Origin of the sequence: Paraburkholderia youngii, from assembly GCF_013366925.1 — a bacterium.
GTDB lineage: Bacteria > Pseudomonadota > Gammaproteobacteria > Burkholderiales > Burkholderiaceae > Paraburkholderia > Paraburkholderia youngii.
The window spans coordinates 1,127,874-1,147,938 of record NZ_JAALDK010000001.1 but is presented as its reverse complement, the minus strand read 5'-3'; the positions used below and the strand labels follow the sequence as shown (position 1 = coordinate 1,147,938).

The window sequence follows — 20,065 nt, the reverse complement described above, 5'->3', positions numbered from 1 at the left end:
GACGATGTAGTCGGGAACCAGAGGACGGACCGGCCAGCAGGCCGGCTCCGAGAATCTACCAGCGTCAGCGCGCCAGCGTAAAGGAGCGGACCGGGCTGCTCTTTTCGTAGAAGCGCCCGTTGTCGAACTGCTCGGCGACGATCGTCCAGTAGTAGACACCTGGCGGCAGATCGCTGATCACGAGCTCGCCGCCCGCGAGATCGGTGCGATCGATCACGGGATGGCTTAGATCAGCCGTCATCGCGAGCACGAAGCGAAAACGCGTCGGCACGTTGCTGTGGCTGACGAACCAGCGGAACTCGTAGTCGTGGCTGCCCGCGCGCTGCGCGGCCGAAGCGTCCAGCCCGAGTTGGCGGCGCTCGAACGCATACACGCTCGGCAGGCCGTCGAGGCCGTTGCTATCGGTCGACGCAACACGCACGAAGTACGTGCCGTCGGGCAGATCGCCGAAGTCGGCGTGGGGCACGCTCACGCGTAGATCGCGCACCAGGTCGAGCTGATCGGCATCGTGCGAAATCTGCAGCCGATAGCCGAGCGCTTGCTCGGCCGGGTTGACGTCGAACGCGACGGTCTTGCCGTCCTGCACGCGCGCCGGCCGCGCGAGCGAAGGTGCCGGCAACAGTTGGAGCGGACTGCCGACCGCTTCGCCCGAGTGCGTGACGTTGCCGAAGCTCGCCTTGACCAGTTGGTCGGACGCCTGCAGCGGCCTGCCCGGCGCCGGCGCGGCGCTCTGGCCGTGCTGCGTGGCCGGATCGACGCCGACCGCGCCATCGAGCACGGCCACCGCGGTGGTCTGCGTGTCGCCGTTGTAATCGACGCGGAAGCGCGTACCGCGCACCCCGGCGACCACCGAAGGCGACCGGATCTGGAAGCGATCGTCGCGTCGCGTCGCATGCGTGACCTGGCTTTCGACCTCGCCCGAACGCAACTGGAAGATGCGATCTGCCGCGCCGGTCAGCGTGATGTGCCGCAGCCTCTCGATATTGAGTTCGCCGTTTTGCGCGACCGTCACATACGAGCCGTCGGGCAGTTCGAGCGTCGCGAACCCGTTCGCGCCGGTGCGCAAGTGATCGCCTTCGGCAAGCGTTTCACCGCTCTTCAACGGCAGATAAGGGCTCGTGTCGAACGCGTGCTCGACCGGACCGCTGGTCGCGACCACGCGCGCCGTGTCCCGATCCTGGCGCAGCCTTTGGAACGGCAAACGCAGCACGATGCCGGCCGGCATGCGGCGCGGCGCGGGCACGTGATTGAGCCTGCTCAACAACGCCCAGTCGGACGGGTCGGCCATGTAGCGGGCGGCGATGTCGTACAGCGTGTCGCCTTCGTGCGTGGTGTACGAAGCGTAGACCGGCAACGCCTTCGCACCGGCCTTGCCGCGCGCGGGCTGCGCGTGCGCGAGCGCGCTCCAACCGGTCGCGCCCGTTGCGATCAGACAGGCCGCGGCAAGCCACGCGGCGGCGCGGCGGCCGGAGATAGCGCCGCTGCCCGACGCCGCCCCACCCACGCAGACCGTCACGCCTTCCCCGCTTCTTCAGTGGGTTCGTCGTCGGCGGTAGGTGGTGTGTCGGCTTCGATCCGCTCGAGGCGGTAGCCATAGCCGTAGATCGGTGTGAGCCGATAACCCTGCTCCGGGCGCAGACCGAGCTTGCTGCGCAACATCGACACGTGGGTGTCCATCGTGCGCGACGGGATGTCGGTGGCCTGCTTCCAGATCACGTCGAGAATGTGTGCGCGCGACAGCGGCCGGCTCATATGCTGAAACAGCAGCAGCGCGAGTTCGAACTCTTTCTGCGTGACGGAGACCGGCGTGCCGCGCACGACGACGTGCTTGGCGCTCAGGTCGAACTCGAAGTCACCGAACACTTCCCTGGTTGCCGGCGGCTTCAGGTAATACGCACGCCGCAGCAGCGAGCCGACCCTGGCGAGCAGCACCGCGCCCGACACGGGCTTGACGAGATAGTCGTCGGCACCGATGTTCAGAATCGAAGTGATGTCGGATTCGCGGCCGCGGCTCGTCATGAACAGCACCGGCAGACGCTCGGACAGGCTCTCGCGCACCCACCGAAGCACCTCTTCACCGGACATGTCGGGAACGTTCCAGTCGAGCACGAGCAGGTCGAACGTCTGGCGACGCAACTGGCGCACGAGTTCGCGCCCTGCGCCATACGCATGACAGACGTGTCCAGCGGCGGATAGCGTTTGACACACAAGGTCGGCCTGAGCCGAATCGTCTTCGAGGACAGCAATTCTCATAACACCCCACAACGTAACAGCGCCTTTCGCGGCTGACGGCCGGCGCACCGGCTGACGACCGGGATGACGACATAGCGCCGCCGATCCAGCTTTCCATTAAATTCCGGCTGCTACTTTCTGACTAATGGTCCCTCGCCGTACCCCGCCATGACGCTGGTTTCACGAAGCTGAAATCAGCGCATAAATGTCATTTCCATAGCGATTTATGCAGGGCATGATAATCGAAAACCCTCTTTCATCCCGCTTACCGTGGACCGGCAATCCGTCGCGAAAAACCCTAATCGAAAACGATTGGCGTGTTTCTTAGGTTCCTCCGGTCTGCCAGCACTGCGAGGCACCCGGACGGACATCACAATGCGGGCCGCAGATCCTTGCTGGAGCGGCTTTTCGGCAATGCCGCTTATCCGCTTTAAGATTCCTTTCAGATACTCTTATTTAACAATTGCGTGTTCAGTATAAGAATAATCTCAGAATAAATCGTTTAAACATTGTTAGATTTCGTCTCGGGGCGAGTTGTCATTTGATGCAATCCTTATGCAGTGCGCGAGACGCGCAGCCCGTTTTTGTATGAGGCGTTCGAGTGCTTCACATTGATGGCCAATGCGATGACGCAATGCGTCAAAGGCAGTCAGCGGATGATGCCGGGCGCGCGTGTCGCGGGCAAAAAAAAAGCGGCGTTGCCCCTGTCGAAGCAACGCCGCCTAAAGAACACTACACACGCTCGCCGGGGTCTAGCCGCACGAGTAATGTCACGTTAGCCCGGCGCGAAGCCGCGCTCAAGAAGAAAGAACTTCCTTTGTAACCGCTGGGAAAGTAGTTATTACGCCTGGTCCGGAAGCACGCGACGCGCAAGTCTTGCACAGCGCGAGTTCGAAATTGGTATGAGTTGAAGCCTCCCGCGGCGGCCATTTACACACGCAGACGTTTTGTTACAGTCCGGCCCCCTTTAACGTTGCTGCAGCGCATCAGATTCCCAAAGCTGGGATGCTGCGCATTGCCTCTGCATTGCCTCGTTCGATCGTCAGCTCGCGCTCACCGCGCGCCCTCGATTTCCGGTATCGGTGCGAACAGCGCGTCGAGATCGTCGTCCGAGAACTTCGCGGCGCCTGCCGCGTCTTCCGCGAGAATGCTGTCGGCGAGCCCGGCCTTGTGTTCCTGCAGCTCGACGATCTTTTCCTCGATGCTGCCGGCCGCGATCAGCTTGTAGACAAATACCGGCTTGTCCTGTCCCAGCCGATGCGCGCGGTCGGTCGCCTGGTTCTCGGCGGCGGGGTTCCACCATGGGTCGTAGTGGATCACCGTGTCGGCGGCGGTCAGGTTCAGCCCCACGCCGCCCGCTTTCAGGCTAATCAGAAACAGCGGCACCTCACCCTGCTGGAACCGCTCGACCGGCGTCACCCGATCAGCCGTGTCGCCCGTCAGCATCGCGTATGGGATCGCGGCCTCGTCGAGCGCCTCAGCGATCAGCGCGAGCATGCCGGTGAACTGCGAGAACAGCAGCACGCGACGACCTTCCTCGATCAGCTCGGGCAGCATCGACAGCAGCAGATCGAGCTTGGCCGAGCGCATCGCCCGCTCGCCGCCGCTCGCGGCCGCGCCGTCCGTGATGCCACTCGGGGTGCGCACGAGCCGCGGATCGCAGCACACCTGGCGCAGCTTGAGCAACGCATCGAGCACGATGATGTGACTGCGCGCGAGCCCCTGCGCGCTGACCGCAGCGCGCACCTTCTGCTGCATCGCCGTGCGCACGGTTTCGTACAGGTCGCGTTGCGCGCCTTCGAGATCGACCGGGCACACGATCGTCGTCTTCGGCGGCAGTTCCTTCGCGACCTCGTCCTTGCGCCGGCGCAGCGTGAACGGCCGGATGCGGCGCGCAAGCAACGCGCGGCGCACGTCGTCGCCGTTCTTCTCGATCGGGTTGCGCCAGCGTCGCGTGAAGTCCTTCTGGCTGCCGAGAAAGCCCGGCAGCAGAAAATCGAACTGCGACCACAGCTCACCGAGATGATTCTCGAGCGGCGTGCCCGTCAGACACAGCCGATGCCGCGCCCGCAAGCCGCGAATCGCCTGCGCGGCCTTGGTGGTCGCGTTCTTCACGTACTGCGCTTCGTCGAGAATCAGCAGATGATAGTCGTGCTCGCCGAGCACCTTCTGATCGCGCCACAGCAGCGCATAAGTGGTCAGGATCAGCTCGTGTTCGCCGATCTGCTCGAAGCGTTCCTTCCTGTGCGGCCCGTTCAGGGCCAGCACCTTCAACTCCGGTGCAAAGCGGCGTGCTTCCTCGCGCCAGTTGTGCACCAGCGTGGTCGGCACGACGATCAGCGCGGGCTGCGTGAGCCGCCCCGCTTCCTTCTCCGCGAGAATGTGCGCGAGCGTCTGCACGGTTTTGCCGAGCCCCATATCGTCGGCGAGCACGCCGGCCAGATCCTGTTCGCGCAGGAACTGCATCCAGTTCAGGCCCTGGTGCTGATACGCGCGCAGCTCGGCCTTCAGACCGCGCGGCACCGCCACTTCGCGCAAGCCGGGTCCGGCTTGCAGACGGCGCGCGAGCTCGCGAATCGAAGCGTCGCCGCTGAACTGCCAGCGACCGGTGTCGTGCAGCGCATCGAGGCGGCCGGCATCGACCGCGGGCACGCGCAGCGGCGCGCCTTCGGCAAGCGCGCCGCCGAGCGAATCGAACAGATCGACCAGCACCCGCACCACCGGCTTCAGTCGATCGGCGCGCAACCGCAGACGCTTGTTCTCCTCCGTCTTCAGCTCGATCGGCTCGTCGTCGCGGATGCTCTCCAGCGCGCCAGACAGCCAGCGCCGGTCGCGCCGGAACAGATCGGCCAGCAGCGGCTCGAGCCGCACGTTGCGCTCGCCGACGCGGATGCCCATCTCCAGATCGAACCAGCCGTCGCCGGCTTGCTGCGCGGTGCCGTCGATCGAGTCGATCTCGATCACGTTGTAGCGGAACTCGGGCGCCATCGTCACGCGCCAGCCCTTCGCGACCAGATCCGGCACCGCGTCGTTGACGAACTCGGACCACGCGTCGGCATCGGGCAGACCGAGCATGGTGTCGGGCAACAGACGCGCCGCCTGCATATTGCGCGTCGGCACCTTCTGCAGACCGGTCTTGCGCAATTCCAGCAAGCGCTTTTTCTCGACGTCGTAGCGCCGGCGGATGTGAATCACGTCGCCGCCCGGCAGCGGCACCAGCGTCACGCTGCTGTCGGCGTTGATGCTGACGCCGTCGTATTCGAAGCTCGCCGCGGCCAGCTCGACCGCGGCGGACTTGTGCTCGGCGGCCTTCGCGGCCTTCGCGGTTGTTGCGGCCTTCGCCGTTTTCATGCCCTTCGCGGTGCCCGGCAGCGCGTGGCTGTTCAGCGTCAGCACCGGCACCGGCTCGACATCGATCACCCGAATCGCGGGCGCGTCGTGGGTCGGCGGCAGCGGCAGCTCGGGCGCGATCTCGCGCAGCACCGACGCGACGAGCGGCGCCTCGGCGAGCGAAATCGGCGGCATCGCGAGGTAGTCGGGCAGTTGCTGGAACGGCAGCGACAGCGGCACAACGCCCGCCTCGTTGGCGACGCCGTCCACGTACCAGACCGGCTCGGTCGGCAGCACCATGCTCGCGCGCGGTTCGGTGCGCAGCACCGGGCGCAGACGCTCGTCGGCGAGCGGCTCCCATTCGATGCGCCCGGGCCGGTCGGCGGCGCGCGCGAGCGGCGTCGGTCGGGCCTCGCCCGGCGCGATCCTGAAGTCGAAGAACAGGCGGCCGGTCGCGATCAGCTTCTGCAACGTTTCCGCGCCACTCGTGCCGCGCAGCACGAACTGACCCAGGTCCTCGCGCGAGCGGCCGAGCCACAGGCCGCGCAGAATCGACAGGTCTTCGTCGGACACGAAGCGCGGCTGCCTGTGCAGCGCGCCTTCGACGTCGCCCCAGCTGTCGCCGACTTCGACGATCACGCCGTCGGCGTCGCAACGCGCGCGATGCAGCACGACCTCGTGGCGCAGATGAAAACGCGACCAGTTGAGCCGATAGGCGAGCGTTTCCCTGCTCGGGGCCTCCACCTTGCGGGCGGCATTTTTTTCGGCGGCGGCGTCAGCCGCGCGGGCTCGCGCGCGAAAACGCTCGAGCCAGCTGACCAGTTCGGGCCGCACACCTGGAGTCGAAGATGGTGATGGTGATGGCGCCGGCGGCACGCCCGGGACCGTGATCCGTCGCGCGACGAACACCTCCGACGTCGCCGGGCCGCTGTCGTCCTCGACCTGCGTGATGTGATCCATCTCGTCGTGGTAGTCGAGTTCCGCGAGCAGCAGCGCCGCGACGTGCTTGCAATTGCGCCCGACCGGGCACGTGCATTCGCCTTTGGCCCACGGCGACCCGCCATCGGTACGAAATCGGACCCGTGTCCGGTAAGGCTGGGGCTGCGAGCCCTGCACGTCGCCCGACAGCGTCTCGCCCTGCCATTTGACGTTGCTGACCGCGCCCACCGAGCGCGCCTTGGCGACGGTGTGCTCACCGAGCCATTCCGCAATGCTTTCCCGATCGAAGAAAACTGACGACATCCGCGTGCATTCCTGTTCAAACCGGCGAAGGCAAGCGCGCGCGGGTCGAACCATGCGACGGGAGACGCTCGCTCGCGACGCCCGGCCGATTCTGAACAGCTGCGATTTGCCTGTGGTAACCGGCCATTTTACGCGTTGGACGAAAATCGCTGGGCCGGCCGATCTGGTCGAATCGAGAACGGCCCGAACGAGCCGCGGCGCGGCCGGTTCGGCCGGGATCAGCGTCCTGCGCGGGCCATGCTGCCCCACACCCCGTCGCGCAGGATCAGCCCATGCAGCAACGCCGCCGCCAGATGCAGCAGCACCGTTGCGAACAACGCGAACGCGAGCCACGTATGCAGCGCGCGCAGCAGCGCGAACAGCGCGACGTCGTGCGGTGCGATCGGCGGCAGATGCAGCGGACCTAACAGCGTGACCGGATAGCCGGCCGCCGACAGCATCGCCCAGCCGATCAGCGGCATCGCGAGCATCAGCCCGTACAGCACGACGTGCGACGCATGCGCCGCGATTCGCTGCGGCTTCGACATGCGCGTGGGCAATGGCGGACTGCCGCGCATCACGCGCACCGCGAGCCGCACCAGCACGAGCAGCAGCAACGCGATGCCGAGCGGCCGATGCAGCGCGACCAACGCATCGTGGGTGCGCGATACCGTCGCGACCATGCCCACGCCGATGAACAGCATCGCGACGATCAGCGGCGCCATCGTCCAGTGCAGCAGCCGCGCGAGCGGACTGAAGTGAGTGCGATCGCCGGTCATGAGTGCTCTCCGTTTGGCTGGGTTCGATGGAGCTCGGGATGCAGCGCCTCCTCGCGCGTGCGGCGTTGAAACGACTGCGCGTAGGCCGCCGAGCGCGCGGCGAGCAGCGGATCATCCGATGGCGCGATGCCGGCCGGCACGATCGTCGGATCGAAGTTGACGTCGCGGCAGGCGCCGTCTTCCTGCGACGCCGTGCGTTCGATCACGAGCGTCCCCGCGTCGATGCGCTGACGGTCCTCGGGCCATTGCAGCGTCGCGTCGTTCGTCGGGTCGCCCGGCTGCGCGACGGTCAATATCAGATGCCAGCGCAAGGGCCCGTGTTGCAGACGCTCGTCGAGATCGGCGGCGAGGAAGTTCTTTTCGGCCTGTTGCTCGGCGGTGATCGGCGCGTATGGCGTATCTGGCACGACGGCCCAGCGCACCGCGCGCGTCGTGCCGTGAGCATCGGTAAACAGAAACGCGTCGATACCGTAGTACGCGGCGTTCGCGAGGCTCGACGACGGCGCGTGCGACTTGACCCAGCGCTGGAACGGCTGCGTTTCGGGATTGGCCGCGTAGAACGCCTTCAGCTTCGCGGGGTCCGGTTTGCCGGTCGCGGGGTCGGGCTTCGAGGCCAGCAACTGCTGATAAAACTGCGCGGGCGTGTGCACCGCGAACACCGGCGTCGAGTTCATGCCGGTACGCCACTGTTCGCCATCGTGAAGCCGGAACTGCAGCGCGAGACTGCGCACCGGCGAGCTCGTATCGGGTGCGGACGGATTGCCGCCGGGCACCGCGAAGCGGCCCGACACCGGCGTGCGGCCCGGCGCGAACACTGCCGCGTGCGACAGCGCCGCGCCATTGCCGTTGCTGTCGAAATAGCCGTCCACGCATAGGCCTTTGGCGTGATTGCGTCGATAGCCGGGATGCTGGCCCGCGACTGCTTCGAACGTATCGATGATGCGCGGAGCGGTGAGACGCGCGGGCGTGAGCCAGCCCGCGGTGTACGCGAAGCCGCCCGCAAGCGCGAGCACGACCGCGCCGATCGCGGCGAGCCGGCATGGCACGCAGATCGGCCGCGGGCCGGAGCCGGGGGGATGAGGTTTGGGTCGGGAGGGTTGTGTCACGGAGACTCCTTGCCGGATGGATACCAACGTACGGGCAAACACGCCGCGCAACGATCTATTCCATCCGGCACCGGCGCGCCCGTTCAAACCCCATTCGCGCGCCGGTGGCCGATGCTTCAACGGGTGCCAACAGCTGGCGCGCCCGAGTTCGCGACGTGGCTCGCGGCGGCCGCCGCTTGCGTGGCAAGCGCAATCTTGTGCTGCTCGACCTGACGTGCGAACACGGGACTGACGTCGGGGTACGACGCGTCGGTGACGTAGTCGAGACCGTTCTGCTGGGCCTCGATCAATTCCTGGTACACCTGAGCGCGTGTCTTGGCCTGCGCAAACGCGCTCGACGAAGCGGCCAGAACGACGAACGACAAAGCGACGAACGAAAGCTTTTTCATGATCGACTCCAGTGAGTGTTGTGCGGGTTCGCACCAGGGAGAACCACGAGTCCGCAGCGTTTATTCCTGTATTCGCCGCGTGAAAAAAACATCGCCGGCGCGGGGAATAAATGCGCAAGCGCCTGTGTTTGCACTTGGATAGCAGCAGTCAACACCGCGCATCACCATGACCTCGACTCATCGCCCGTCCGGCACTCCTCCGTCCGAAGACGACATCCAGGCCTATGCCGACGGCACGCTGACGCCCGAACGTGCCGCGGCGCTGCGCGACTATCTCAACAAGCATCCGGCGGAAGCACGGCGGGTGGCCTTTTACGACCGCTTGAACGCACAGATCCAGGCGACGTTTCAGACCACTGAGGAGCCCGCGCATGAGTACCTGCGCGGATCGCGCCGGCTTCGCATGCGCGCGCAACCGGCCGGTCCCGCGCGTCGAACGCTCGTCGCGTTCATAGGCCTCGCGCTGATGGTGATCGCCGTCAGCGGCTGGCTCGCGGCGGCGCAGGTATCGGCACAAGCACTCGACAACGCCGCCGTGATGGCGCTCGCCGAAGCCAGCGCGCGGCCCTTTTCGTCGGCATCGCCAACGCGCGCCGATCCGGCCGCGCCGGATCTCGGCGCGGTCGGCCTGCGCCTCGTCGAGCAACGCGTGCTGCGGCTCGGGCCATTGCAGCGCGTGGACGAGCTCGTCTATCTGAACGGCGATCAGCAGCCGGTGGTGGTGCTGTCGGCGGCGGCGCCGTTTGCGCGCGAAGAGCCGCAGTGGGCCGCGCGCCGCATCGGCGAATTGCGGCTGTTGACGTGGACCGCGCGGCGGCAGCGTTTCGTCGTCGCGGGCGATGCGCGCACCCACGGCCTGATGCGCGCCGCCGATCTGATGACCGCGCGCTGACGCCGGTGCGCGCGGCCCTCGCGGAATAAAATGCACTGACAGGTGTTTGCAGTACGAACGCATCGCGCGACGGAAGCTTCCGCGACCGGCCCGGTGCGTATCGATACCGACGCGAGTGAAGCCGATGCCACCCCCACGCCCCCTGACCGGGACCGACCATGGATGTCCGTGACGAGCTGATCGAGCACGTGCCGCGTCTGCGGCGCTATGCGCGGGCGCTGATCAACAATCGCGAGCTCGCCGACGATCTCGTGCAGGACACGCTCGAGCGCGCGCTCGGCCGCACCCGTCTGTTCCAGCCGGGCACCGATCTGCGCGCATGGCTGTTCACGATCATGCACAACGTGTTCGCGAATCAGGCGCGCAAGGCGGCGGCGCGCGCGGTCCACGTCGCGGTCGATGACGACAGCATCGCCGAAAGCGAGCTCTCGGTGCCGTCGGGCCAGACGCGTTCGCTCGAAATGCGCGACCTCGACTACGCGCTGCAGCGGCTGCCGGTCGAACAGCGCGAGGTGGTGCTGCTGGTCGGTCTCGAGGAGATGAGCTATGCCGACGTCGCGCTCGCGCTGAACATTCCGATCGGTACGGTGATGTCGCGGCTGTCGCGCGGACGCGAACGGCTGCGAGCTTTGATGGCGGGCGCCCAGCCCGGTGCGAAATTACAGGTGGTGCGATGAGCGAGCCGCAAATGCCGATCGGCGAAGAAGACTTGCACGCGTACGTGGACGGCACGCTGTCCGGCGAGCGCCGTGACGAGGTCGAGCGCGCGCTCGAACAGAATCCGGAGCTGGCCGCGCGCGTCAGCGATTACTTTTCTCTCAATGGGCTGCTTCACGAGCGCTACGACCGCGTGCTCAGCGAGCCCGTGCCGAAGCGTCTGCAGACCGTCGCGCCGCGCCGCTCGCGGGCGGCCGCGAACTGGCCGCGTTATGCCGCGCAGTTCGCGGGCATGGCTGCCGCGCTCGTGCTCGGCCTAGGCATCGGCATGCACAGGAACGATCTGATTCCACCCGTTCCGATCGATCGAACCGATACCCGGGCCGACACCCAAGCCGGCGATCGTGCGGTCAGCGCGACCAGCGCCGAGGGTTTCGCGCGCCGGGCGGCGGTCGCGCATGTCGTCTACATGCCGGCGATCGACCGGCCGAGCGACATGAGCGCCGATCACGAGCAGGACTTCGTGCAATGGCTCGCGGACCGGCTCGGCACCGAGGTCCATCCGCCGATGCTGTCGAAGAGCGGTTTCATGCTGTCGGGCGGCCGCCTGCTGCCCGGCGACGACGGACCGACCGCGCAGTTCATGTATCGCGGACCGAACGGCGAGCGTGTCACGCTGTGCATCTCGCATCGCCGCGAGAACGCGAATACAACGGCGTTCAAGCTGTATCAGGCGGGGCCCGTCAACGTGTTCTATTGGGTCGACGGCGATTTTGGCTATGCGGTGTCGGGCGGAATCGATCGCAACGAGCTGTTGCAGCTCGCGCATGATGTCTATGCGCAGTTGACGGGTGCGGCGCATGGTTGAATCGAATGCGTTCCGCGCCGCGCGGTTCCGCGCATCAACGTAGTGTCTTCGCCTGCTCCGACGTCACCGCGTCATCGCGCGCGGCGACGCGCAGTTCACGCGGCGTTGCACCCAGCAAACGCGACATCCAGTGCGCCATATGGCTCTGATGCGCAAAGCCCGTCTCGAGCGCGATCTGGCTTGCGCTGAGGCGTCCTTGCAGCAGCAGCGTTCGCGCGCGCTCCACCCTGCGCTGTACCACGTACTGATGCACGGGCACACCGAGCGTGTCGCGAAACAGCACCTTGAAATGCGGCACGCTCAGTTGTGCCTGCATGGCGAGCTCGTCGAGCGTCAAACGCTGATCGAGATGCGCGTCGATAAACTCGATCACGCGCGCGGCCGTACGCGGCGCCAGCGTCCGCCGCCGGTTGGCGGGCAGCGGTTCGACGCCGATCAGACGCACCAGCATCGCCGTGCACAGACTTTCGGCGTACAGCGGATCGGATGCATCGTCCGCTTCGAGCTCCGCGCGCAGCGCCCAGGCGAGATGCTGAAAGCGCGCGTCGCGCATCTGGAAGCGCGGACGCAGCTGCGCGTCGGCCGGTTTCAATGCGAGTTGCTCGACGGTCCGTCGCGCGAAGTCCTCGGCAAACCAGACGCTGAAAATCGTGCAGGCGGCATCATCGCTCCACTGACCTTCGAGCCCCGCGGGGATCACGTCCGCGTCGCCGTGCGCCTGAATCCGCGTATGGCGGCGCGCATCGCACAGACAGCGCGCGGTCACCGGCGCGCCGACGTGCACTCCCACACGGTGATGGACGAACGCCGGCATCCGATGCAAACCGGCCGACACGTTGACCAGATCCGCACCGAAACCATGCCAGCCGAGCGCCCTGCTGGTGCGTACGGCGATGCGCGAGCCGCTGTGCGGCGCAGGCGCGGGAATCGGGGTGACGGCATTCATCGCTTGTCTCCTGAGTGACTTGAATGACGGCGAGAAACCTGCATTGTGCGGTGTTTTCGGCGGCTTCGCCGGCGTGACGGAATTTCGTAACACGCCAACCGCCAACGCGATCCGCGCGACATCGCAGTAAAAAATCATCCATATCTGCGCAATGTCATCCGGATCTGAGCGCCTCGCGGGCACCGCGTCCCTACCATCACGCCATAGCGATCCTCACAAGGAGCACAACGTGTTCGTCATTTTCGGAGCGGCCGGTCATGTGGGACAGGCGAGCGCAGCCGCCTTGCGTCGCGCGGGCCAACCAGTACGCGCGGTGGTGCGCGACGCAACCCAAGCGGAAGCGCTCGCGGCAATCGGCTGCGAGATCGCGCGCGCCGACCTCAACGACGCGGAATCGGTCGCGCGCGCGATCGACGGCGCGCAGGCGGTGCAATGGCTCTGTCCAGTCCCGCGTGCGCATGACGATCCCGCGGCCGCCATGCGGCGCATCATCGACGCGGGCGTCGCCGCCTTGCGCACGGCCGCGCCGCCGCGGCTCCTCGCGCTATCCGACTACGGCGCCGAGCACTCGGACGGCACCGGCATCACGACGCTGTTCCACTACCTCGAAACGCAGTTGCGCAACGTCGCGTCATCGCTGATCTTGCTGCGCGCCGCCGAGCACATGCACAACTGGGCGCGCGTGCTGCCGGTCGCGCTCGGCCGGGGCATGCTGCCGAGTCTGCATGATCCGCTCGACAAGCTGTTTCCGACCGTCGCCGCCGAGGACGTCGGCGCGCTTGCCGCGCAGTTGCTGCTCGATGAAGCGCCATCGCGCGAGACGCCGCGGGTGGTCAGTATCGAAGCGAAAGAACGGGTGAGCGCGCTCGACGTCGCGCGCACCCTGGCGGAACTGTCGGAGCGGCCGGTGATCGCCCAGCGGGTGCCGCGCGACCAATGGGGTGGCGTGCTGCGCGGCGCCGGGCTCGGCGAGCGTCACGCGCAATTGATCGTCGATCTGTACGACGCGCACAACGCTGGCCGCATCGACGTGGAGGCGAACGTGAGCGAGCGACGCTTCGGCGCCACGACGTTGCGACAAGTATTGGAGGCGCTGCTATCGCGCGTGGGCGGTACGCAAGCGGCGGCGCGGTGAGCTGCGTGGACGTCCGGCAAGCGGACGGCGTGGCGCGAGCAGCGGCGTACCCAGACTCACGCGCCGAGTGGTGGCTGCGCGCGGCGATAACGCTTTCGAGCCTGATCGGCTGCCGCGCGCTTGCGAACCTGCTCGCCGCGATTCCCGATAGCAACGACGATTTCGGCGTGTTCTAGGTTGCTGGCGTTCCGGCTTACTGCGGCTTTTGTCACACTGCGCGCGGCGCGGTCACCGTGGCCCATCTCTCGACAATCCTGCGATTCGCAAATCGCCACAGGACGAAGCCGTGGAACTCGATCTTCTGTCCGGACGCCGCGTCGGTCGCGCGCCAGGTGTTTCTGACCATCACCTTGTCCCGCTCAGCGAGGATGTCTTCGACAGTGACATGCAGGTCCGGCCATTTTTTGTAAAGCTCCGTCATCATCTCAATCGCGGCTTCGGGGCCGACCTGGGGACCTGACGGTTCGTCGTGGTCGAGGAAATCGACGCTCAGGTTCTGCCGCGCAACTTCCGCTTTCTTCCGGTTCACGAAGTTCTCGAAGTGCTCGATCACGAACTGCTTCATTTCTTCAAGCGTGAATCCCGGATCGCCTGCCGGTGGCACGGGTAATGGCTGCATGGCTCACCCCTCGCTGGTCAATAGCTTGAACGCATGCCGCCATTCGTTGCGCAGGAAGCCCGGTAGACACCACAGCATGCAAAGCGGTTCGAGCGCGCGAGCCGAGACAATGCTTCCGCAGTCGTAGGGTTCCCAGCCGAACTCGCGGATGATCGCGGCAACCCGTTCCTTCGCCTGTTCGTCGTTGCCGCAGAGGAACATGGTCGGCGTTCCTTGCGGGAACTGCGGATCCACCATCAGCGCATTACCGACGCTGTTGAATGCCTTGACCACGTGCGTACGAGGAATCTGGGCCTGAATCTGCTCGCCGACTGATTCGTTCGGACCTGTCGTATATCTCAGCACGCCGTTGACCGGTGGTTCATCGGCGAGCGGATTGGTGGCGTCGATCAGGGTCTTGCCGGCGAGATTGTCCGCTCCCGCAAGCTCGATCACGTTTCCCGCAATGCGGCCAAGGACTGCCAGCACCACGATGTCGCCGAAGCGGGCGGCCTCGTCGAACGTACCGGTCCTTGCGCCGGCGTGATTGCGCGCCCATTCCTGCACGTCGTTCTTGCCGGGCGTGCGCGTACCCAGCATCGGTTCGTGCCCATGCTTGAGAAAACCTGCCGCCAGTGCCCGCCCGACATCACCTGAACCCAATACACCAACTTTCATTTCACCCTCTCCTCCGCCGGCGATCGCCAGCATCACCTGCGCGATCAGGAACGCGCGCCGCCAGGCACGTTTTCCGCTATATCGCGCAATAACGAGAAGCCGATTCTCGTGCCGAACCCGCGTGTGTATGCGAGTTGTACGAGCAGCATGGCGGCAGGTTCAGTGTAGCGCGCAAGCGTGAGGGGCCCGGCGTCGATCGGCTCGGCGCCGATGTCGCCAACCAGTTGCGCGACGACCGTCCGCGCGTTTGCGTCGTCGCCGCAGACAAACACACCTACCCGCTCGCCACCGACCCTTACTTCCGTCGAATGCAGCAACTCCGCGAAAGGCGGGATGGCCTTGACCACTGTTGCCCAGGGGGCGAGCTTTGCGATCTCTTCGGCGCCGGAAGTCGTCGTGCCGACGACGAGACCACTCATGTCGGGCCTCAGCGCATTGGTACAGTCCCACAACACCTTCCGCCCGGGTGGCGTGCCGACCTGCGCGAGCGCGTCGGCCGCGGCGCCCCAGGGCGTCGCCAGCACCGAGACATCAGCGAATCGCACCGCTTCGGCGACACTGCCGACCTCCGCGCCCAGCTCCGCCGCCGTTGCCCGGAGCTTCTCTGTGTCGAGACTGAAACTCAGCATCACTGAGTGCCCTTTGCCGAGCAGATGCTTCGTGAGACCGGTTCCGACATTTCCCCCACCGATGATGCCGATTTTCATGGTCGAGCCCCCCTATCGTCAGGCCTGCGAAATGTTTGCCCAGATGGACTTGTATTGCGTATAGCTCTCGAGCGCTTCGGCACCTTGCTCGCGGCCGTAGCCTGACATCTTGTAGCCGCCGAAGGGTCCGCTCGGGTGGTACTTGTGCCAGGTGTTGATCCAGACCGTGCCGGCCTCGATGCGATCCGCGAGCCGCAATGCGCGGCCCAGATCGCGAGTCTGGATGCCTGAGGCGAGCCCATACGGCGTGTCATTCGCGATGCGCACGGCCTCCTGTTCGCCCTGGAACGGAATGACCGGCAGCACCGGTCCGAAAATCTCCTCGCGGCTGATGGCCATATCGCTCGTCGCGTCGGCGAACACCGTGGGCTCGATGAAGAGCCCCTTGCCGTTGATCCGGCGGGTGCCGCCACCGGCTACGAGGCGGGCCGCCGATGACTTGCCGGCGTCGACGTACCGCTGCACCTTGTCGAATTCCGCTCTCGACGCAATCGGCCCGACCTGTGTGCGCGGATCGAGCGGATCGCCCAGCACGGCGGCCTGCGCCATCCGCGCCAGCTTTTCGACGACCTCGTCGTAGACCGGCCGCTCCACGAGCAATCGCGAACCGGCGACGCAGACTTCGCCCTTGTTCCAGAAGACACCCCAGAAGGCCGTCTGGACTGCCGTATCCACATCGGCATCTGCAAACACGATGTTCGGCGACTTGCCACCGAGCTCCATCGTCGTGTGTTTCAGCGTGTCCGCGCCGTTGCGCATAATCGTCTGGCCGACAGCGGTCGAACCGGTAAAGGCGATCTTGTCGACGAGCGGGTGTTTCACGAGCGCGTCGCCGAGCGATCCGCCGGGTCCCGTGATCAGGTTGTAGACGCCTTCCGGCACCCCTGCATCGAGCATCACCTGAGCGAGCGCGAGCGCGGTCAGCGGCGTGTCGGACGCCGGCTTGTGCACGAGGGTGTTGCCGGCTGCCAACGCCGGCGCAACTTTCGAGCAGGTGAGCGCCAGCGGAAAATTGAAAGGCGTGATCGCTGCGACCACGCCTAGCGGTTCGCGACGCGTCAGGATACGGATGTGTGGTTCGTATGACGTGCGATAGGCGCCTCCCATCGCGTGCATCGCGATCCCGCCGAAGAAGCGGAAAAGGCCCGCGCAGTGGGGCATGATGACGTCGACGAAATCGCGGTACGGCATGCCCATATCCATCGATTCACGCAACGCGAAATCTTCCGCCCGCTCTTCGAGCAGGTCGGCCACGCGAAACAGGATTCTTGCCCGCGCTTCATGATGCATGCGCCGCCAGGCGCCCGTCTCGAATGCCCTGCGTGCTGCTTTGACCGCCGCGTCGGCGTCCGTCACAGTCGCCTTCGCGAACTCCACGACCGTCCCTTCGGTGGTCGGATCAATGCTCGAAAGGGTCGAGCCGTCGGATGCGTCACGCCAGTTGCCGTCGATGAGAAGCTGACCGCGCGGCATGCACTTGCGCCGCGGGAGCGCCGTCGATTCCTGGACCATGATCGACCTCCTGACTGTTGCCAAGTGGAGACCATTTTCAGCGCCGGGGCAGTGCTCGTCTATGCTACCCGGAGAGAAAACAGTTGTGAGCGGAGGTGCAAAATGAAAGCGGACGGAGCCAGCTCGATTGACCTCTTGCGGGCATTGAAGACGTTTACCGCGACGGTCGATCTGGCGAATTTCTCGGCCGCCGGCCGCCAGCTCGGGGTCACACCCGGCGCTGTGAGCAAACAGATTGGCATGCTCGAGGCGCTGGTCGGCTGCCGGCTGTTTCAGCGGACCACGCGGCACCTGTCGGTCACCGAGCAAGGGCGGCGGCTTTACGCGCAGGTGCGGCAGCCGACGCAGCAGATCGAGGACGCAATCACGACGTTGTCATCCGACGAAACGCAGTTGAGCGGACCCGTGAAGGTATCGTTGCCGATCGCATTCAGTCGCGCGGCGCTGCTGCCCGTGCTGGGCCGATTCAGGGAGCGCTTCCCCCTGATCGAGCTCGATCTGCGTTTCGATAATCGCCGCGTGGACCTGATTTCGGAGGGCTATGACTGCGCGATCGGTCAGCTCAAGGATACGGATTCGAGTGTGGTCGCGCGAACGCTCGCACCGTTGACGTTGATTCTCTGCGCGGCGCCGGCATACCTTGAACGGCATGGGGAGCCCTCGTCCGTCGAAGAGCTGGAGCACCACGAGCTTATTTCGTTTCGTTCGCCGAATACCGGACGAATTCAGACGTGGAAGTTTCAGGCGCGCACGAGCGAGATCGTGCTTCAGCCTCGCTCCCGCCTGGTCGTGACGGACACCGAGGCCTTGACCGAACTCGCCGTCGCGGGCTGTGGCATCGCCCTGTTGGGCGCACATCACGCGGCGCCGTTGATCTACGCCGGCAGACTGAAGCATGTACTGCCGGGATGCGCCGAGCGGCGCAGCGACATCTGCGTCTACTACCCCGCTCGCAGGCATCTGCCGCCACGCGTCACGGCATTTGTTGAATTTGTCGTGGCGGAAGTGCGGGAAAGCGAACCGGTGAAGCGCGCGATCGCGATCGGACGGCGGCAGCAGGCCACGCAGGCGGAAACACAGGCTCCCGGGTAGGCTGCCGGGCGACGGAACGGGGAGCGGTCCTTTCCCAATTTTCTCTATTCGTTCTCGTCGAAGTAGTGAAGCGGCCTTGCCCAACAGGCCTCTGCCAACAAACCTACGCCAAAACCTGCGCTGAGTTCCGTTGCGGTTCCTAGGCTAATTAGTGTTGCGTTTCACGACAGACGACCCGAAGGTGGCGAACCTGTCGCGGCATGACGGGGAGGCAGTCCCAAAGCAAAACACGTTCGGAGCAGATCCAACACCCACTCAATTGACAACAACCCGCCGCAAACCCAATGCTGGGCCTAATTCGGGTCCCATAGCGGCCGCCGATCCCGTCAGCGATACCGGCATTCCCCCCCGGCACTCAACGGCCTTAGGTGGGCCGCATCGGAAAATCAGCTCCGCGCGCTTAAGAAAGATCGTCCAAGCCTTGCATCTCCAGATGACTTCGGAGGTTGATGCCGCCAGCGATACCGTCAGGTCACAGCTGCCTTGAGCCTGCCGGCGGCTGGTCGGCCAATGCGGACGCTCGCCGGTCAGGCGCCGTGTGGCTGCTGCATGTCCCTTTGCTGTCGTTGGCAACCAGGTGCCGGCGAATGTCGCCTTCCGGGGAATGCGAACGAGTCTTCACGACCCATCTCTGCCTCTCGACCCGGCCGGACCTCGACGGCGGCTGTCAGGATTCCGACAGCCATCCATGAGCCTGGAGCGTCCAGCAGGTTCTAAGATTTTTGCTGCTTGGCGAGCACGATTTCGGTGACACAACTATGATGATCTTGTACGGATCTCGATTCCGCTGCGATGCTGGAAGATCTCCAAATGGCGATTATGGGAGGCGCGATGATCGAGCAACTCAACGTTCAATTGGTGCAGCAGGCATACGATGCATTCAGCAAGGCCGATATCGAGGGCGTCCTGAAAACGCTCGCCGATAATGTCGACTGGTTCATACCTGGGCCCACTGAAATCATCCCATTCGCCGGCAGAAGGCACGGCCCTCAGGAGGTCGCGGAATTCTTCAGTGCGCTTGCTGCGACTCAGACTGCCGAACGATTCGAACCTCTCGATTTTATTGCCAGCGAAGACAAGGTGGTCGTGCTTGGGGTCCAGCGCTGGCGCGTAAATTCAACTGGCATTACGTATGAAGATGAGTGGGCTCACGTCTTCACAATCGAAAACGGAAGAGTCACAAAATTCAAGGAATACCACGACACGGCGCGTGAAGCGGCGGCCCATCGGCCATAGAGATCATTGGCCTACAAGGTTAGATCACGTATGGCAAATCTGGATGCCGAATTCGACCTAGTCCCGGCGATTTAGCGCAACGCGGAAGGCTGTCCATCTCCGCAACAAGAACGCGGATCAGGTGTTGCCCGGCCCATAGCGAGGGGGCGTCACCGCAAAGCGGCGAAGGGACCCCGACGCGTTAAGCGTCACGCCGGCACGGTAGCCACGAAGCTGCATCGGGCGGGATGACCCGCGCAGCGCGACGGCAGGGATACATCGCGAATACATCGGTGGTGCTTTGCGCGAAGCGCAATGCACGCCGGCAGGCAGCGCGGGAACGAATTACAACGTGCCGAACTTCCACCGCATTATCGTCTTTGAAACTCTCTTTCTCGTCGTTTTTGCTTTGGCAGAACTGGTCCTGAAGCGCCACGATTCATTGCCTGTTTCAACGATGTGGCAATGGTGGGTGTCCACGGCGGTCTTCATGTTGTCGTAGATGCCGCGACGCGGCACGCCGCCGAACGCGGCAAATGCGCGTGCGTGCGCATCGAACAACATCTCGTGACTCCGTGTGGGATATGCGATCAGCCAGAAGGCGCGGCTGGCGTTCAGTTTGACGTGGGCGACTTCGAGACGGCGCCGCAGACCGCCGATGAAGGCGTACTCACAGCTTATTTCATCTATCGCGCGCAGCAACTCCTT

The 20,065-nt window shown here is 65.1% G+C and carries 18 protein-coding genes and 1 pseudogene; 7 read left to right on the top strand and 12 right to left on the bottom strand.

Annotated elements, in window-relative coordinates:
• Positions 1-64 precede the first annotated feature (64 nt).
• The 6 genes from G5S42_RS05380 to G5S42_RS05355 form a co-directional block, all read right to left on the bottom strand.
• The gene (locus G5S42_RS05380; protein ID WP_176105849.1) at positions 65-1,516 is read right to left on the bottom strand and encodes a FecR family protein; all 1,452 of its coding nucleotides are present in this window, start codon (positions 1,514-1,516) and stop codon (positions 65-67) included.
• Positions 1,513-2,253: a response regulator transcription factor gene (locus G5S42_RS05375; protein ID WP_176105848.1), complete on the bottom strand. Its 741-nt coding sequence runs from the start codon at positions 2,251-2,253 to the stop codon at positions 1,513-1,515. The genes G5S42_RS05380 and G5S42_RS05375 overlap by 4 nt, the downstream gene beginning before the upstream one ends.
• 1,032 nt (positions 2,254-3,285) lie before the next feature.
• Positions 3,286-6,804 (bottom strand): DEAD/DEAH box helicase, encoded by a 3,519-nt coding sequence (locus G5S42_RS05370; RefSeq protein WP_176105847.1) that lies wholly within the window; start codon positions 6,802-6,804, stop codon positions 3,286-3,288.
• A gap of 218 nt (positions 6,805-7,022) precedes the next feature.
• Positions 7,023-7,562, bottom strand: a complete 540-nt coding sequence (locus G5S42_RS05365; protein ID WP_176105846.1) for a cytochrome b — start codon at positions 7,560-7,562, stop codon at positions 7,023-7,025.
• Complete coding sequence (locus G5S42_RS05360) at positions 7,559-8,668, bottom strand: catalase family peroxidase (protein ID WP_312883529.1); 1,110 nt, start codon at positions 8,666-8,668, stop codon at positions 7,559-7,561. Before G5S42_RS05360 ends, G5S42_RS05365 begins: the two co-directional genes overlap by 4 nt.
• A gap of 116 nt (positions 8,669-8,784) precedes the next feature.
• Entirely contained in the window at positions 8,785-9,057 is a 273-nt protein-coding gene (locus G5S42_RS05355; RefSeq protein ID WP_176105845.1) for a DUF4148 domain-containing protein, read from the bottom strand.
• A 166-nt stretch (positions 9,058-9,223) separates the two neighbouring features.
• Here G5S42_RS05355 and G5S42_RS05350 point away from each other — a divergent pair, with 166 nt between their 5' ends.
• The 3 genes from G5S42_RS05350 (at position 9,224) to G5S42_RS05340 (ending at position 11,474) form a co-directional block, all read left to right on the top strand.
• On the top strand, positions 9,224-9,949 hold the full coding sequence (locus G5S42_RS05350) for an anti-sigma factor family protein (RefSeq protein ID WP_176105844.1): 726 nt from the start codon (positions 9,224-9,226) through the stop codon (positions 9,947-9,949).
• A 158-nt stretch (positions 9,950-10,107) separates the two neighbouring features.
• Complete coding sequence (locus tag G5S42_RS05345; protein WP_176105843.1) at positions 10,108-10,626, top strand: RNA polymerase sigma factor; 519 nt, start codon at positions 10,108-10,110, stop codon at positions 10,624-10,626.
• Positions 10,623-11,474 carry an anti-sigma factor family protein gene (locus G5S42_RS05340; RefSeq protein WP_176105842.1) on the top strand — a complete coding sequence of 284 codons (852 nt, stop codon included), beginning with the start codon at positions 10,623-10,625 and terminating at the stop codon, positions 11,472-11,474. Before G5S42_RS05345 ends, G5S42_RS05340 begins: the two co-directional genes overlap by 4 nt.
• 34 nt (positions 11,475-11,508) lie before the next feature.
• Here the strand turns inward: G5S42_RS05340 and G5S42_RS05335 are convergent, their stop codons facing one another.
• The gene (locus tag G5S42_RS05335) at positions 11,509-12,420 is read right to left on the bottom strand and encodes an AraC family transcriptional regulator (RefSeq protein ID WP_176105841.1); all 912 of its coding nucleotides are present in this window, start codon (positions 12,418-12,420) and stop codon (positions 11,509-11,511) included.
• Between the two features lie 229 nt (positions 12,421-12,649).
• On the opposite strand from G5S42_RS05335, the gene G5S42_RS05325 reads away from it, so the two are divergent.
• Complete coding sequence (locus G5S42_RS05325; protein ID WP_176105839.1) at positions 12,650-13,555, top strand: NmrA family NAD(P)-binding protein; 906 nt, start codon at positions 12,650-12,652, stop codon at positions 13,553-13,555.
• 5 nt (positions 13,556-13,560) lie between these two features.
• On the top strand, positions 13,561-13,731 hold the full coding sequence (locus G5S42_RS05320) for a hypothetical protein (protein WP_217710220.1): 171 nt from the start codon (positions 13,561-13,563) through the stop codon (positions 13,729-13,731).
• A 32-nt stretch (positions 13,732-13,763) separates the two neighbouring features.
• On the opposite strand, the gene G5S42_RS05315 is transcribed toward G5S42_RS05320, so the two are convergent.
• From G5S42_RS05315 to G5S42_RS05300, 4 genes are all read right to left on the bottom strand, one after another.
• Positions 13,764-14,108, bottom strand: coding sequence for an ester cyclase (locus tag G5S42_RS05315; protein WP_312883528.1), 345 nt, complete (start codon positions 14,106-14,108; stop codon positions 13,764-13,766).
• Positions 14,109-14,177: 69 nt separating this feature from the next.
• Positions 14,178-14,864 (bottom strand): NADPH-dependent F420 reductase, encoded by a 687-nt coding sequence (locus G5S42_RS05310; RefSeq protein WP_176105836.1) that lies wholly within the window; start codon positions 14,862-14,864, stop codon positions 14,178-14,180.
• Between the two features lie 11 nt (positions 14,865-14,875).
• Positions 14,876-15,538: an NADPH-dependent F420 reductase gene (locus tag G5S42_RS05305; protein WP_176105835.1), complete on the bottom strand. Its 663-nt coding sequence runs from the start codon at positions 15,536-15,538 to the stop codon at positions 14,876-14,878.
• An 18-nt stretch (positions 15,539-15,556) separates the two neighbouring features.
• Positions 15,557-17,050: an aldehyde dehydrogenase family protein gene (locus tag G5S42_RS05300; protein ID WP_176105834.1), complete on the bottom strand. Its 1,494-nt coding sequence runs from the start codon at positions 17,048-17,050 to the stop codon at positions 15,557-15,559.
• Between the two features lie 24 nt (positions 17,051-17,074).
• Between G5S42_RS05300 and G5S42_RS05295 the strand changes: the two genes are divergently transcribed.
• Positions 17,075-18,142, top strand: a complete 1,068-nt coding sequence (locus G5S42_RS05295; protein WP_176105833.1) for a LysR family transcriptional regulator — start codon at positions 17,075-17,077, stop codon at positions 18,140-18,142.
• Between the two features lie 831 nt (positions 18,143-18,973).
• Entirely contained in the window at positions 18,974-19,378 is a 405-nt protein-coding gene (locus tag G5S42_RS05290) for a nuclear transport factor 2 family protein (protein WP_176110364.1), read from the top strand.
• Between the two features lie 453 nt (positions 19,379-19,831).
• Here the strand turns inward: G5S42_RS05290 and G5S42_RS05280 are convergent.
• A pseudogene (locus G5S42_RS05280) lies at positions 19,832-20,029 on the bottom strand (IS21 family transposase); the annotation flags it as partial.
• Positions 20,030-20,065: the final 36 nt, after the last annotated feature.

Bases quoted from the DNA above. Each gene is read 5' to 3' on its own strand.
- G5S42_RS05345 (WP_176105843.1), top strand. From the start codon at position 10,108: ATGGATGTCCGTGACGAGCTGATCGAGCACGTGCCGCGTCTGCGGCGC.
- G5S42_RS05300 (WP_176105834.1), bottom strand. From the start codon at position 17,050: ATGGTCCAGGAATCGACGGCGCTCCCGCGGCGCAAGTGCATGCCGCGC.
- G5S42_RS05305 (WP_176105835.1), bottom strand. From the start codon at position 15,538: ATGAAAATCGGCATCATCGGTGGGGGAAATGTCGGAACCGGTCTCACG.
- G5S42_RS05290 (WP_176110364.1), top strand. From the start codon at position 18,974: ATGATCGAGCAACTCAACGTTCAATTGGTGCAGCAGGCATACGATGCA.
- G5S42_RS05310 (WP_176105836.1), bottom strand. From the start codon at position 14,864: ATGCTGGCGATCGCCGGCGGAGGAGAGGGTGAAATGAAAGTTGGTGTA.
- G5S42_RS05335 (WP_176105841.1), bottom strand. From the start codon at position 12,420: ATGAATGCCGTCACCCCGATTCCCGCGCCTGCGCCGCACAGCGGCTCG.
- G5S42_RS05340 (WP_176105842.1), top strand. From the start codon at position 10,623: ATGAGCGAGCCGCAAATGCCGATCGGCGAAGAAGACTTGCACGCGTAC.
- G5S42_RS05370 (WP_176105847.1), bottom strand. From the start codon at position 6,804: ATGTCGTCAGTTTTCTTCGATCGGGAAAGCATTGCGGAATGGCTCGGT.
- G5S42_RS05355 (WP_176105845.1), bottom strand. From the start codon at position 9,057: ATGAAAAAGCTTTCGTTCGTCGCTTTGTCGTTCGTCGTTCTGGCCGCT.
- G5S42_RS05365 (WP_176105846.1), bottom strand. From the start codon at position 7,562: ATGACCGGCGATCGCACTCACTTCAGTCCGCTCGCGCGGCTGCTGCAC.
- G5S42_RS05350 (WP_176105844.1), top strand. From the start codon at position 9,224: ATGACCTCGACTCATCGCCCGTCCGGCACTCCTCCGTCCGAAGACGAC.
- G5S42_RS05375 (WP_176105848.1), bottom strand. From the start codon at position 2,253: ATGAGAATTGCTGTCCTCGAAGACGATTCGGCTCAGGCCGACCTTGTG.